Genomic DNA, 13781 nt, shown 5'->3' with positions numbered 1-13781 from the left:
CACGACCAAGTTTTACTGGCAAGATGGGTTGCGAGTCAGAGCGTTAGCGTGATAGTGGGAACGGGCGTAGCCCTTATAGCTCAGCTGGTAGAGCACCTGACTTGTAATCAGGGGGTCCGGCGTTCGAATCGTCGTGGGGGCACGCAAAATCAGCAATCAAATACCGGTCAAACCGTGGTGTCAGGCCCGCTAACCACTTGATTGAAGGCGTGATCTGGCGTCATTTGTAATCAGGGGGTCGGGGGTTCAAGTCCCTCAGCCGGCACCAATAATTTGAATATGTTATATACAAAGACCCTCCATCCAAAAGAACCGGGTAAGCAAGAGGTAAGCATCCGGGAAGCGTCTCTCCGTGCCCGCCCTTGAGGGACTCACGGAGTTGGCAAGCTGGCGAAGCGGGCGCGGCCGATGGTCTGATTGTCGTCCGGGTTCGCGGTCTGCTGCACGACCGATACTGTCCTGTGCGGCTCCCCATGCGCGATCGCGACGGCCGTTCGGGCCGACGCAGGAAAAGTCGCGCTTCGGTCTGTTCAATCCGGACGGCAAAGCCTCTATATCCCGCACAAGCGAGGACGACCTCCCCCATGCCGGTGAAAGCGCCGGGACGACCCGTGCATCGAGACCACGCGGGAGCGTTCCCTTGCGCAGCACCGGCGATCGGATCCGTCATGCGGTGAGCTTCGAGCTCATCGCCCTCTTCATCGTCACGCCCGCGGGCGCGCTGGCCTTCGACGAGCCCTTGCAGGACATGGGCGCGGTCGTGGTGATCAGCGCGACGATCGCGACATGCTGGAACTATGTCTACAACCTGATCTTCGACCACGCCCTGCTCCGCCTGAAGGGCAGCGTGCGCAAGACGCTTGCAACGCGCATCGTGCACGCGCTGCTGTTCGAGGGGGGATTGCTGCTCGTGCTCCTGCCGGTGATCGCCTGGTACCTCGGGATCGGGCTTGTGAAGGCGTTCCTGATGGACGTCACCTTCGCGGCCTCCTACCTGGTCTACGCGTTCGTCTTCAACTGGGCGTACGACATCGTCTTCCCGGTCCCGGCCGCCGAACGCGGCGGGCGGAGGACAAGATCGCGCCAACCCCTTCCATCTCTTGCTGATTTTCCTGCGGCCGTTGGGCAAACGGCGCCAACTGCCGAAACCGCGCTACACCCATCAGGAGAACGGGGCTGCAAGACGGGCGCGTCCGTACAAAACCCCTTCCGACACCAGATTATCGAGCGGACTGAAGTCGATCGACGAAATCTCTCAGGCGATAACTCAAGCCGATGACGGGCAGGAACCAGGGCCGCCCGTTGTAGAGAGGGATCGCGGGAAATGCCTGATTGGCGCTGCCCGTGCCGTCGAAGGCGCAAACGGGCGCATTGGGCCGGTCCAGGATCCGTTGGGCGATCTTCGCGCCGAGGTACGTCATCATCACGACCCCGGACCCATTGCAGCACAGCGCCCAATGCAACCCGTCCGCCTCGCCCATGTGCGGCAGCCGGTCCCGGGCGAAGGCGACGTTTCCCTTCCAGCCATGGGTGACGCGCACATCGCGCAGGTGCGGAAAGCGCTCCGTCATCATGCGGTGCAGCCCGGTCGCGCCCTCCTCCGGGCTGACCGAGGCAAAGCTCGCCCGCCCGCCGAACACCATGCGACGGTGGTCCGGCGACAGCCTGAAATAGGTGAGAACGCGCGCCGTATCGGACACCGCGCGGCGCCTGGGGATGAGTGCATCAACGACCTCGTCCGCAAGCGGCTCGGTGGCGATGATGTAGCTAGCAACCGGCACCACGCGGCGTTGCAGGTCCGGTGTTGCGGACCCTGTGTACCCGTTGGTCGTCACGACGAGATTGTTGCATCTGATGTCGCCCGCCGTCGTCTCGACCGAGTAGCCGCCCGGAACCCGGCGGAAACCGTCGATCCGGACAGGACTGGCAACGGTGGCACCCGCAGCCGCGACCCGCGCCAGCAGACCGGCATGAAGCCGCGCAGGCTGGACAAGGCCACCCCGGCTGAACCGGACACCGCCGTGATAGAATTCGGTGCCGACTTCCTCGTGCACGTTCTCTGGGGCGACCTCCTCGGCGTCGAGATAGCCGTTCGCGCTCGCCCACTCTGCCTTGCGCCGCAGCGTGTCGTAGTGCCGGGGCACATAGGCTGCGACGAACTTTCCGACCGGTTCGTAGCAGTCGTAGAGGCCTTCGCGCGCCAGAAGCTCCTCAAAGTGGCCTTGCGACTCCAGTCCGCTTTCGACGCGGGCGCGCATCGCCCCCTGATCGGGGGCAGCAAGGTCGATCATGTTCCAGCCGCCGTTCGCCTGGCCGCCGTTGCGGCTCGACCCGCCAAAGCCTGCCATCTCGGAATCGGCGACGATGACGCTCGCTCCCCCGCGAGCGAGGGCGAGAGCACAGGACAGTCCGGCATATCCGCCACCAATCACCAGAACGTCGCAGGACGCCGGAAGGTCTTCGCACCGGTCGGGAGAAGGCCGCGCGTCCTCCCACCAGAACGGCTCGCCCGAGAAGTCGGGCGAGAGGACGGGCGCGCCCGACGAGGCGGGTGTCATGCAAGCCTTCCGCCGTCGACCGGAAGCGCCACGCCGGTGGTGAACGATGCCCGGTCGCTCGCCAGGTAAAGGACGGCTTCAGTGACCTCCTCCGGCCTGCCGAACCGCAGCAAAGGATGCCGCGCGCGAAACTGTCGGCGACGCTCTTCCTGCGCTTCCGCGCCCCCCGCGCTGGCGAACGTCGCATCCAGCATGGGCGTCTCGATGGAGCCGGGACAGACGCAATTGACCCTGATCTTCTCGCCGGCATGAGCCAGCGCCAGACTGCGCGTCATCATCACGACCGCGCCCTTGCTCGCACTGTAGGGCCCGAGTGTCGCAGACCCCGCCAGACCGGCCGTCGAGGCATAGTTGACGATGGCGCCGCCGCCGGCCTTGCGCATCAGCGGCAGGATATAGCGCACCATCAGGTAGCTGCCCTTCACATTGACCGCGAACACGCGGTCCCAGTCCGCCTCCCCGCAGTCGGCAACGGACACCGCAGGGCCGAGGATGCCCGCGGCGTTGATCAGCACGTCGACCGCTTCGCAGCTTTCCTGCACCTCTGCCGCGAAGGCCGCGACGTCTTCGTCGCGCGACACGTCGAGCGTTCGGGCCACCTCGACGCCCGCGAGATCGCGCGCCGTCCGGTCCAGTGCATCGCCATCCCGGTCGGCAAGGCACAGACGCGCTCCGGACCTCGCAAGGGCGCCGGCCACGTCCCGTCCTAGACCCGAGGCCGCGCCGGTGACCACACATCGCTTGCCGCTGAAGTCAGCCATAGTCCTGTCCCAGATAGAACGCCTTCAGATCGTCGGTCCCCTCGTCCTCAGCGGTGATCGGCCGGTCGAAGGCGATCCGGCCGTCGCGCATGATGTAGAGATGCTCGGCCACCGCCATGGCCATGGCGACGTTCTGCTCGACGAGAAGCACCGTGAGGCCGCTGTCGTTCAGGTCGAGCACGATCTGCGCGATCTGCTCGACCACCTTGGGCGCAAGAGCGGCGGATGGCTCGTCCAGCATCAGCAGCCTGGGCCGTCCCATCAGCGCACGCGCGATCGAGAGCATCTGGCGCTCGCCGCCGGAGAGATAGCCGGCCGCGCGGCTGCGAAGGTCGCGCAAGGCAGGAAACTGCGCGTAACGCGCCTCGAGGTCGGCGCGGATCCCCGCCTTGTCCGAACGCCGGTGATAGGCGCCCATGACGAGGTTCTCCTCCACCGACATGGCGGCGAAAACCTCCTTTCCCTGCGGGACGAGGCACAGCCCCCGCTCGATCACCTTGCTCGCCTTGACGCCGTCGAGCCGCTCGCCCGCGAAGCGCACCTCGCCGCCCGTCGGCTGCAGCAGGCCCGCGGCCACCTTGAGCGTCGTGGACTTGCCCGTGCCGTTGCCGCCGAGCAGCGCGATGATCTTCCCCTCCGGCACCGTGAGAGAGATGCCGTTCAGGATTTGCGCCTTGCCGTACCCGGCGGTGACACTGTCAAGCTCGAGCACGCCGCGACACCTTTCCACCGCCGATATAGGCCTCGACGACCTTGGGATCTTCGGAAACCTCCCGCGGCGGCCCGTCGGCGATCTTTGTCCCGTAGTCCAGCACGATGACGCGGTCGCACAACTCCTGCACCACGCGCATCACGTGCTCCACCAGGAGAATGGTGATCCCGCGCTCGTCCCGAAGCCGGCGGATCAGCGCGATGAGCTTGTCGACGTTGGGAGGCGACAGCCCAGCCGCCGGCTCGTCGAGGACGAACAGCTTCGGGTTGACGATGATGCCGCGCGCCAGTTCGACCATGCGCTGCTGGCCGATGGACAGGTCGGACGCCGGGCGGTCGGCGAATGCACGAAGCTCGAAAAGGTCGAGCAACTCGCATGCCTGCGCATAGCTCGCCTCGTCCTCGGCGGTTGCCTCGGATCGGCCAAGGATCGACGCGAGCAACCCCGCCCTGTGCCGCGGATGCAGCGGCATGGAGATGTTGTCGGCAACGCTCAGCGACTTGAAGAGGCGCAACAACTGGAAGGTCCGGGAAATGCCGCGCCGGTTGATCTTCCACGAGGGCAGACCGGTGATGTCACGTCCGTCGAACATGATACGGCCCGAGGTCGGCGGCAGCACGCCGGTGATCAGGTTGACCATCGTCGACTTGCCCGAGCCGTTCGGCCCGATCAGCCCGACGATCTCGCCTTCGTTCACGTGCAGATCCACTTCGTTGACGGCCACCATGCCGCCGAACGTCCGTGTCACGCCTTCGCACGTCAGCAGTGCCATCAATCGGCCCTCCTCGTGACGAGCCGCCGCCCAAGGCCGATCAGGCCGGCCGGCAGGAAGGTCATCGCAAGGATCATGAGCAAACCGTAGATGATCAGCTTGTAGTCCTCGGTGAAGCGCAGGAACTCGGGCATGGCCGTGAAGAGGACCGCACCGAGGATCGGCCCGATGATCGTCGCGCGCCCGCCGACCACCACCATGGCGATGATGGTGGCCGACGTGATGATCGCGAAGTCCTGCGGGTACGCGCCCTCGAGATAATAGACGATCAGAACGCCCGCCCCGCCCGCGAACGCGGCGCTGAGAACGAAGGCGATGAGCTTGGAGCGCGTTGTGTTGAGGCCGACGGCCTTGGCCAGCATCTCGTCGTCGCGGATGGAAACCCACTCCTTGCCGATCCGCGAGGCGGCAAGCCGCCAGCCGATCAGGACGGCCAGGGCCATCGCCAGCAACGCCAGGTAATAGAAGCCCTCATGGCGCGGCAGACCGGCCCATGCGAAGGGCTCGATCCGCGGCATCCCGATCCCGTACTGCCCGCCGGTAAAGCCCGTCCAGGAGCCGAGCAGCAGATAGACGATCGTCTGGAACGCGATGGTCACGATCGCCAGAAAGTGACCCGCCAGGCGCAGCGATGGAACGCCAAGCAGCAGACCGAACAGCCCGGCGACAACGATCCCGGACGGCAATGTCGCCCAGAACCCCCATTCCAGGTCCCGGAAAAGGATTGCTGCCGTGTACCCGCCGATCCCGTAAAACGCGCCTTGCGCAAAGGAATACTGACCGCAATAGCCGAACACGAGGTCCAGGCCGACAGCCAGGATCACGTAGATGAAGACAATGATGAAGATGTGGAGGAAATAGCTGTTCGGCGCGGTCAGCGGAAACAGTGCAAGCGCACCGAGGGCGGCGGCTGCCAGCCCGAATCCCCAGGGGTTCGTCACGATCCTGCTCATGCCCGGTCGACCGCCTTGCCAAAGCTGAAGAGGCCGGACGGCTGCACCATCAGCACGAGGATCACGAGGGCGAAGCCCACGATCTCGCGTGCCTCGTTCGAGATGTAGCCGGAGACGAAACTCTCCACGATGCCCAGCAGCAGACCGGCTGCGACCGCGCCGTAGATGTTGCCCATGCCACCCAGGATGACGACCGTGAACGCCTTCAGCGCGATGGTGTTGCCGACAGCAGGCTGCACCATGAAGACGCTGGACATCATTACCCCGGCGCCCGCCGCCAGCGCGGCCCCGATGGCGAAGGTCGCCAGCGCCACGCGGTTCACGTCCACGCCCGACAGGGTCGCTACCGTCGGATGCTGGGCGACCGCCCGCAGCGCCCTCCCGGTCCAGGTGTAACGGAGCACGAGGTGGAAGACGATCACGAGAACTGCCGCGATGATCGGAATGATGGCGCGCTGAAGCGTCATGAAGACGCCGAAGATGCTGAACGTGACGCGCGCCATTTCCGTGCGGATGATCTGCGGTTGCGGCCCAAATACGAGCAGCGCTGCGTTCTGCATCGCAACCGCGAGGCCGAAGGAAGAGATGATCGAATCCGTCGGATCCCTCCCCCGGATCGGCCGGAAGACGAGGCGTTCCGCCAGCATGCCGATCAGTGCGATCAGCACCATGCACACGAGAAGGGCGGCAAGCAGCGGCATCCCGGAATACATGACCGCGACAATGCCGAAATAGCCCCCCAGCATGTAGAACTCGCCATGAGCGAAGTTCACCACATGCAGGATGCCGAAGATCAGGGTCAAACCCATCGCGACCAGCACGTAGACGCTGCCCGTGATCACACCGTTCACGAAAAGCGTCATGGCAAAATCGATGGTGTACATGCGTGCCGGGCCCGCGTTTGCGTGAGGAACCAGGACCGGCGACAGCGGGACAGGCGCCCTGCTGTCGCCGGATCTTTGGGGTCGAGACCGATCAGAAGGGCTGCAGCTGCCGCTTACCGTCCTTCACGATCGCCATGCCGATGTTGAAGTTGACGCTACCTTTCTCGTCATAGGCGGCGGTGGTCCCCGGAGGTCCCTGAACCAGCGGAACGTCGCCGGATTTCATCATCGCATCGCGGATCGCGGTCCCGTCCGTGGAGCCGGCGCGGTCGATGGCCTTCGCAAGAACCGCCATGGAGTCGTAGCCGAGCGCGGAATGGACGTTGGCGTTAACGCCCCAACGCTCCTTGAAGCGCTTCGCGAAAGCAGCCCCATGCTCGTTCGGCGTGTCAGGCTCGAACATCGACGAAACGGCGAAACCCTCCGACGCCGGGCCCGTCAGTTCGATGAACTTGTCCGTCATCATGCTGCCCGAGCCCACGAACTGCGTCTGGATGCCCATTTCCGAGGCCTGCCGGACGATGTTCGCGCCATCGCCGACGAGACCGGCGAGATACACCGCCTCCGGCTTCAGCGCGCCGAGCTTGGTCAGCATCGCGTAGAAGTCCTGCTCGCCCGCATTGTAGGACTCGCGCGCGATGATCTCCGCACCGTTCGCCTTCGTGACCTCGGCAAACATGTCGGCCAGAGAGTTGCCGTAGGACGAGTTGTCGTGAACGATCGCGAGCCGCTTGGCGCCCAGCACGTTCACAGTGTCGAGACCAGACTCCGACCCTTGCTGGTCGGATCCCGGGAAGGCCCGGAAGAACCAGGGATTGCCGGGCTCGTTCATGTTGGTGACGCCAACGGACGTGGAACCGCCGGAGGTCATCGGGATCTTCGCCTCTGCCGCGACCTTCAGCGCCGACATCGCCACGGCGCTGTTGTAGGTGCCGACAATGGCCACGACGCCGTCCTGCTCGATCAGCTTGCGGGCCGCGGTCGCGCCCTTCGTCGGCGAGCTTTCATCATCCTCGACAACGAGCTCGATCTGACGGCCACCCAGAACGCCGCCCGCAGCGTTTGCTTCCTCGGCCGCGAGGCGCACTCCCTGAATGACTTCCGATCCGGCGAGACTGCTCGGACCGCTCAGCGGAAGGATCACGCCAACCTTGACGGGGTCGGCCGCCATGGCCGTCCCGGCGAGGCCGACAGCAACGGCCGCCGCCCCCAGTACTCGAGACCAGTGTTTCATGTTGCACTCCCTTCCTTTAGCATCCTGGACGCCTTATGCCCCCAGGCCTCTCCTGTTCCGGCGCCGTCCGTTCAGGCAGCGCTCTTCTTGCTCGGCGCGAAGCCATAGACCTCGCGCGCATGTCTTTCCGAAATCCGGCCATCCTCGAGATCGCGTTCGACATCCGCACGCGACCGCTCGCGCGGATCCCCGTAGCCGCCGCCGCCACCTGTCGCGAGCCGCACGGTATCGCCGGGCTGCAAGTCGAAGGCGGCGGTCGGCGACAAGCTGATTTCCTCGCCGGCACGCAAGACGGAAAGCCCGCCGCACGCCCCTGGCAACCCGCCGCACGATCCCTGCGCGGGTACGTTGTAGCGGTCGGAGTAGAGATTGAGAAAAACACCCTCTTCGAGCACCTTGAGCACGCGCGTGAAGCCCAGGCCACCCCGCCAGCGCCCGGCGCCACCCGAATCCGGGACCAGTTCGTAGGCCTCCATGCGCAGATGCGGATTGGCTTGCTCGAAGGCTTCAATGGGCGTGTTCCGGCAGTTGCTCAGGATATTGTCGCAGGCATCCGCCCCGTCGTAGTCGCGCCCGGCACCGAACCCGCCTCCCAGGACATCGACGAAGACGCGGTAGCCCTCTGGCCGCTGCTGCGCGATATAGAAGCCAGTCGTGGTGTTGAACCCCTGGGCGGGCACGCGGTCGGGAACCGCCCCGGACAGCGCCGCATGCACCGCGTCGAAGGCACGGTAGGCCGATGCCATGCGCGCCCGCACCGGCGCGAGACCAGCGGGATTGAGCAGGCTGCCCTTCGGAAACACCAATGTCAGCGGCCTGTTGCACCCGTCGTTTGCCGGCATGTCCTTGTCGCCCATGATGCAGCGCACGGCGGCGAAGACCGCGGCGTGCGCCGAGGACAGCGGGCAGTTGAACATGCTCTTCACCTGCGGGTCCGTGCCGGTGAAGTCGATCGTCATCTCGCTGCCCTCGATGCTCACGGTCGCGCGGACATGGACCGGCCGGTCCTCGAACACATCGCGGTCGATCGACGCGCTGCCGGTATAGGAGCCGTCGGGAAGCTCAGCGATTGCGGCGCGCATCCGCCGTTCGCTGTAGTCCAGCACCTCGACCATCGCCTTGCGCAGCGTGTCCACGCCATAGCGATCGGCAAGTTCGCGCATGCGCACAGCCCCGGTATGGTTGGCTGCGAACTGCGCGTTCATGTCCCCGAGACCGATTTCGCGGGTGCGGATATTGGCGAAGATCAAGCGTTCTATCGCCCCGCCGTGCCAGTCGCGCGCCACGTCGAACAGGATCGGCGGGATGACGAGACCCTCCTGGATCAGATCGGTGGCGCGGGTGTTCACGCCGGCGCTGCCGCCGCCGATATCGAGGTGGTGCGCCGTGCTGCCCGACCAACCGAGCAGATCGCCCTGATGAAAGATCGGCTGGAACAGGATGATGTCGTTGAGGTGCTGACCGCCCGAGTAGGGATCGTTCATGATGATCGCCTGCCCGTCCGTCACCGTGGACAGGTCGAGTTGGGACTTCGCGGCCTTGAAGGAGAGCGCCAAGGCGGCGGTCTGCATCGGAATGGTCTCGGCCTGAGCGATGACATTGCCATCGGCGTCGAGCAGCGCGGTGGAACAGTCGCGCGCCTCGCGCACGACCGTCGAGAACGCAGACCGGATGAGGTTCGCGTTCATCTCGTCGGCCGCCGATTGCAGCGCCCGGGCGATGATCGCCACCTTCGTCAGATCCAGATTGGCTTGCCTGCCCCTTGCGGTCATGTTGCGCTCCGCTCCATCAGCAGATCGCCGCAATGCGTCACGCACACACGCCACCCCGGTGGCACCACGGTCGTCGACGTATCTTCTTCGATGATTGCAGGGCCGTCCACGGCGTAACCGCGCGGCAGTTTCGCCCGCTCGAGATAAAGTGCCTCGTGCACCTCGCCGTTAAGGAAAACCTCGCCACGCTCGGGAGCGGGCTCGCCCGCTTGCGGCGGCTCCGGCGTCGCGACGGCGGCGTCAACCGGCTCGACCAAGCGCGCGCGATAGTTCACCAGTTCGACGTCGAGTTGGGCACGCGCGTAACCGTAACGCTGTCTGTGCAATTCCTCGAACGCCGCGCGCAACTCCGCCGCGGACCGCGGACTGGCGTCCCCCCAGACCGTCAACTCGAATGCCTGCCCGCGATACCTGAGATCGAGACCGATCTCCACGCTGTAGCTGCTGGGATCGAGCCCGTGCTCGGCCGCCGCGCGCGTACAGAGGTCGGAAAGCTGCGCCACGCGCGCGGTGTCCAGGGCGGCATCGCCCAGTGGCTGCAGGTCGGTCTGCACAAGGTCGATGGTCGTATCGGCGACCATCAGGCCGAACGCCGATGCAAGGCCCGGCGACCAGGGAACGAGCACCCTCCGGATCCCGATTTCGTCGGCGACGGTCGCCGCATGCAGCGGCCCGCCTCCGCCATAGGCCACGAGCGTGAATTCGGTGGGGTCGATGCCGCGCGCAGTGGAAACCAGCCGGACCGCCTGCGCCATGTTGTTGTTGACCATTCGCAGGACGGCATCGGCAATCTCGCGGGGAGTACCGCCGACCCCAGTGCTACGCAGCGCCTCGGCCGCCAGATCCGTACGCAAGCTCATCCGGCCGCCGAAGAAGCGATCGGGCCTGAGCAGGCCGGCAACGACCTGCGCATCGGTGACCGTCGCCGCCGTCCCGCCGCGGCCATAACACGCGGGGCCGGGCCGGGCGCCCGCGCTCGCCGGCCCCACGGCAAGAAAGCCACCCGGGTCGAGATGCGCGATGCTGCCCCCGCCCGCGCCGACCGTCACCATGTCAATTGCCGGGGTACGGACGGGCAGACCGTCCACGACGAGTTCCGGGACGAGCCCTGGCACAAGACCCGGAGCCAGTGCGACATCTGTGCTGGTGCCGCCCATGTCGAGCGTCAGAATGTCCGAAATGCCATTGCGGCGGGCAAACCAGACGGCGCCGCGCACGCCGGCTGCAGGGCCGGAAAGCAGCATGCGGACGGCGTTCCGGCCCGCGGCGGCCCCGGGCATGATGCCGCCGTTCGATTGCATGATCTGCAAGATGCCGCCATAGCCGCGCGCCTGCAGATCCTCGCCGAGCCGGTCCACGTATCGTGTGACGACGGGGCTCACGAACGCATTCACGACGGTTGTCATGCTGCGTTCATACTCCCGGAACTCCGGAGAAATTTCATGGCTGCAACTGATGAGCGCGTCGGGCGCGAGGCTGCGGATCAACTGCGCCAGCGCCTGCTCGTGGGCCGGGTTCGCGTAGGCGTGCAGAAGGCAGATCGCAAAGGACGAAGCGCCCCTGGCCAGCAGGTCCTCGACCGCGGCGCGCGCACCCGCCTCGTCCAGCGGCTGAATGACGGCGCCGGCAAAGCCCATCCGTTCGTCGACTTCGCCGATCAGGTGACGGGGGACCGGAGACGGCGTCTTCCGGTAAAAGACCTCGTAGACGCTCCCCTGCCGGTCGTGTGTCCCGATCTCGATGACATCCCGGAAGCCGCGCGTGGTGAGGAGCGCCGTGCGCGCGCCGGAACGGGTTAGGAGTGCATTGGTCGCGACGGTCGATCCGTGAACCAGATGGTCGATCGACCGGAGGTCCGCGCCGCTGCCCTCGACGGCTTCGATCACCGCACGTTGTATCTCCTCCGGCGTGGACAGCACCTTGTGGGTCCGGAGCTGCCCTCCCGGCACCTGCCAAACCAGATCGGTGAACGTACCCCCGATCTCAACGCCCACCCGCTGCAACATGCGGATCCCCTCGCCTCATCCCCGGTCCCGGAAGCGTTTGATGCGCAACATGCCTTCGGACCTTGCAAGGGTGAATTTGACAGATGTACACTGTCAACAGTTGATTAGCGACGGTTCGTCGTTTAATCGCGTCAAGCTGTTGGGGCCGTGGTCCTGCGCGCAGCCGAATATGCGGGCGCCGGCTTGCCACAACGCCCAACGAACGAGGCAGTCAGTGAGTCCTGAGGACGGCAACAAGGGCTTCGGAAACGGCAGAACCGCCTCCTATGAGACCGAGGAGCTGGGGTTCCAGCCAGTGCAGGCGCGCAGCCTGACGGAAGAGGTCGCGCGCCAATTGCACGAAGCCATCGTCGTGGGCCGGCTGAAGCTCGGCCAGCGGATTTCCGAATCCGTTCTGTCGCGGGAAATGGGCATAAGCCGCGGTCCCATCCGCGAGGCCGAGCGGCAACTGGCGCAGCAGGGCCTGCTCGTCTTCTCGCCGCGGCGCGGCTTTTTCGTGCGCGACCTGACGGCAGACCAGATCAACGATGTGTTCCGGGTGCGCATCGTGCTCGAGCGCTTTGCCGTCGAAGAGGCTGCCAGGACCGCCAGCGACGCGGATCTTGCCCGCCTCGCCGACTGGCGCGCAATGATGTGCCGGCGGCAACAGTCGCTGTCTCCCGCCGAATTCGTCGAGCATGACCTCGCGCTGCATCGGCTGATCGTCGACCTGGCGGGGAGCGACACCCTCCGCCCCCTGTTCGAGAACGTCATCAACCAGGTCCGGCTCGGCCTGTCGCTCATCAATCTGAGGTTCGGACGCGCCGACCGGATTGCGCAGGGTCACGACGATATCGTCAGCGCCTTGCTCGCACGCGACGGCGTGCGTGCGGCCGCAGCGATGGAAGCCCATCTCGTGCGGTCCCGCGACCTGCTTCTGGAGCGCCTGGCGGCCGACGCGAAGGCGCAGGACCGATTGCCGCCGGCAAGGAAGGACCAAGAGACATGACACTTCCCATCCTCGAGCTTGGCGACGATCCCTTTGAACGGGGCGTCGCGCATGGCAGGTTCATGGGAGCGAAGATCGCCGAAACGCTCGAGATCTATCTTCGCCGCTTCGAGGCTGGCGGCATCTCGCGCGAGGCCGCGGCCGTGGAGGGACGCGCCTGGGTGGACTTCATGGCCTCCGACAATCCCGAATACTTCCGGGAAATGGAAGGCGTCGCCGAGGGTTGCGGTCTTCCGCTCGGCGATATCGCCGTCCTCAATGCGCGATACGAGATCACCTATGGCGTCTTTTCCAGCGAGGCCCGTCTCGCCGAAGGCAGGATGGAGGAGCCCGACGGCTGCACGTCGTTCGGCCTGATGCCTTCGGTCACCGCGCACGGGGGAACGCTGATCGGCCAGAACTGGGACTGGCTCGACGGGCTGCGGGGCCGCACCTTCATCATGCGCGTCCGCCGCAAGGAGAAGCCCGACTTCATCGGCTACGCCGAAGCCGGGATCGTCGGCTGCAAGATGGCGATCAACGAAGCCGGGATCGGCCTGTGCATCAATGGACTGGTCACGGCGGAGGACGGGCAGAACCAGTATCGCAAGCCCGTCCATGTCCGGTGCCGCGAGACGATCGACGCTGACCGGATGGACCTCGCCATCTATCCGTTCCTGAACACCAGCCGGGTGTGCTCCACCAATGTGCTCATCGGTCAGGCGGAGGGAGAGATCCTGAACTTCGAACTCTCGCCCAACGCGCACCAGGTCCTCTATCCCTCGGCCGGCATCGTCGTCCATGCGAATCATATGAAACACCCCTCCTCGATCGCATCGCGGATGGAGTGGATCGCGCCCAACACGCTCTACCGCGACGTTCGCGTCGAGCGCACGCTGCGGGCTGCAAGTCCACGAATCGACATGGGGGCGATCGAACAGGCGCTGACCGATCACTATGGCTATCCGGCTGCCGTCTGCCGGCATCCCGACCCTGCCCTGCCCGAGGCGCGGCACGTGTCCACGGTCGCGGCTCTCGTGCTCGATCTCGATGCGCGCGTGCTGCACGCCTCGGCGGGAACGCCTTGCACGCATCCCATGAATGCATACGCCCTCTACCCTGATGCCTTGGAGCGATCTGCCGCGATCGCCTGAGCATCCCC

11 protein-coding genes, 1 tRNA gene and 1 pseudogene are annotated in these 13781 nt (G+C 65.6%); 4 read left to right on the top strand and 9 right to left on the bottom strand.

Annotation, left to right across the window (positions count from 1 at the left end):
- Positions 1 to 69: 69 nt before the first annotated feature.
- Together NJQ99_RS01795 and NJQ99_RS16330 are read left to right on the top strand one after the other, a co-directional pair.
- Positions 70 to 142, top strand: a tRNA-Thr gene (locus NJQ99_RS01795).
- Between the two features lie 498 nt (positions 143 to 640).
- Positions 641 to 1054 (top strand): annotated as a pseudogene (locus NJQ99_RS16330) (PACE efflux transporter); the annotation flags it as partial.
- Between the two features lie 166 nt (positions 1055 to 1220).
- On the opposite strand, the gene NJQ99_RS01785 reads toward NJQ99_RS16330, so the two are convergent.
- From NJQ99_RS01785 to NJQ99_RS01745, 9 genes are all read right to left on the bottom strand, one after another.
- Positions 1221 to 2558 (bottom strand): NAD(P)/FAD-dependent oxidoreductase, encoded by a 1338-nt coding sequence (locus NJQ99_RS01785; protein ID WP_269331089.1) that lies wholly within the window; start codon positions 2556 to 2558, stop codon positions 1221 to 1223.
- Entirely contained in the window at positions 2555 to 3319 is a 765-nt protein-coding gene (locus NJQ99_RS01780; RefSeq protein ID WP_269331088.1) for an SDR family NAD(P)-dependent oxidoreductase, read from the bottom strand. The genes NJQ99_RS01785 and NJQ99_RS01780 overlap by 4 nt, the downstream gene beginning before the upstream one ends.
- Positions 3312 to 4031, bottom strand: a complete 720-nt coding sequence (locus tag NJQ99_RS01775; protein WP_269331087.1) for an ABC transporter ATP-binding protein — start codon at positions 4029 to 4031, stop codon at positions 3312 to 3314. The genes NJQ99_RS01780 and NJQ99_RS01775 overlap by 8 nt, the downstream gene beginning before the upstream one ends.
- Positions 4018 to 4803, bottom strand: a complete 786-nt coding sequence (locus tag NJQ99_RS01770) for an ABC transporter ATP-binding protein (RefSeq protein ID WP_269331086.1) — start codon at positions 4801 to 4803, stop codon at positions 4018 to 4020. Before NJQ99_RS01770 ends, NJQ99_RS01775 begins: the two co-directional genes overlap by 14 nt.
- The gene (locus NJQ99_RS01765) at positions 4803 to 5756 is read right to left on the bottom strand and encodes a branched-chain amino acid ABC transporter permease (protein WP_269331085.1); all 954 of its coding nucleotides are present in this window, start codon (positions 5754 to 5756) and stop codon (positions 4803 to 4805) included. The genes NJQ99_RS01770 and NJQ99_RS01765 overlap by 1 nt, the downstream gene beginning before the upstream one ends.
- Entirely contained in the window at positions 5753 to 6640 is an 888-nt protein-coding gene (locus NJQ99_RS01760; protein WP_269331084.1) for a branched-chain amino acid ABC transporter permease, read from the bottom strand. The genes NJQ99_RS01765 and NJQ99_RS01760 overlap by 4 nt, the downstream gene beginning before the upstream one ends.
- Before the next feature lie 91 nt (positions 6641 to 6731).
- Positions 6732 to 7874, bottom strand: coding sequence for an ABC transporter substrate-binding protein (locus NJQ99_RS01755; RefSeq protein ID WP_269331083.1), 1143 nt, complete (start codon positions 7872 to 7874; stop codon positions 6732 to 6734).
- 71 nt (positions 7875 to 7945) lie between these two features.
- On the bottom strand, positions 7946 to 9691 hold the full coding sequence (locus NJQ99_RS01750) for a hydantoinase B/oxoprolinase family protein (protein WP_269331082.1): 1746 nt from the start codon (positions 9689 to 9691) through the stop codon (positions 7946 to 7948).
- On the bottom strand, positions 9643 to 11652 hold the full coding sequence (locus NJQ99_RS01745) for a hydantoinase/oxoprolinase family protein (RefSeq protein ID WP_269331081.1): 2010 nt from the start codon (positions 11650 to 11652) through the stop codon (positions 9643 to 9645). Before NJQ99_RS01745 ends, NJQ99_RS01750 begins: the two co-directional genes overlap by 49 nt.
- Before the next feature lie 40 nt (positions 11653 to 11692).
- On the opposite strand from NJQ99_RS01745, the gene NJQ99_RS01740 reads away from it, so the two are divergent.
- The gene (locus tag NJQ99_RS01740; protein ID WP_269331080.1) at positions 11693 to 12640 is read left to right on the top strand and encodes a GntR family transcriptional regulator; all 948 of its coding nucleotides are present in this window, start codon (positions 11693 to 11695) and stop codon (positions 12638 to 12640) included.
- Positions 12637 to 13773 carry a C45 family autoproteolytic acyltransferase/hydolase gene (locus NJQ99_RS01735; protein ID WP_269331079.1) on the top strand — a complete coding sequence of 379 codons (1137 nt, stop codon included), beginning with the start codon at positions 12637 to 12639 and terminating at the stop codon, positions 13771 to 13773. The genes NJQ99_RS01740 and NJQ99_RS01735 overlap by 4 nt, the downstream gene beginning before the upstream one ends.
- Positions 13774 to 13781 lie beyond the last annotated feature (8 nt).

It is taken from the genome of Futiania mangrovi (genome assembly GCF_024158125.1).
Classification (GTDB): domain Bacteria; phylum Pseudomonadota; class Alphaproteobacteria; order Futianiales; family Futianiaceae; genus Futiania; species Futiania mangrovi.
This window is presented reverse-complemented; position numbering and strand designations above follow the sequence as displayed.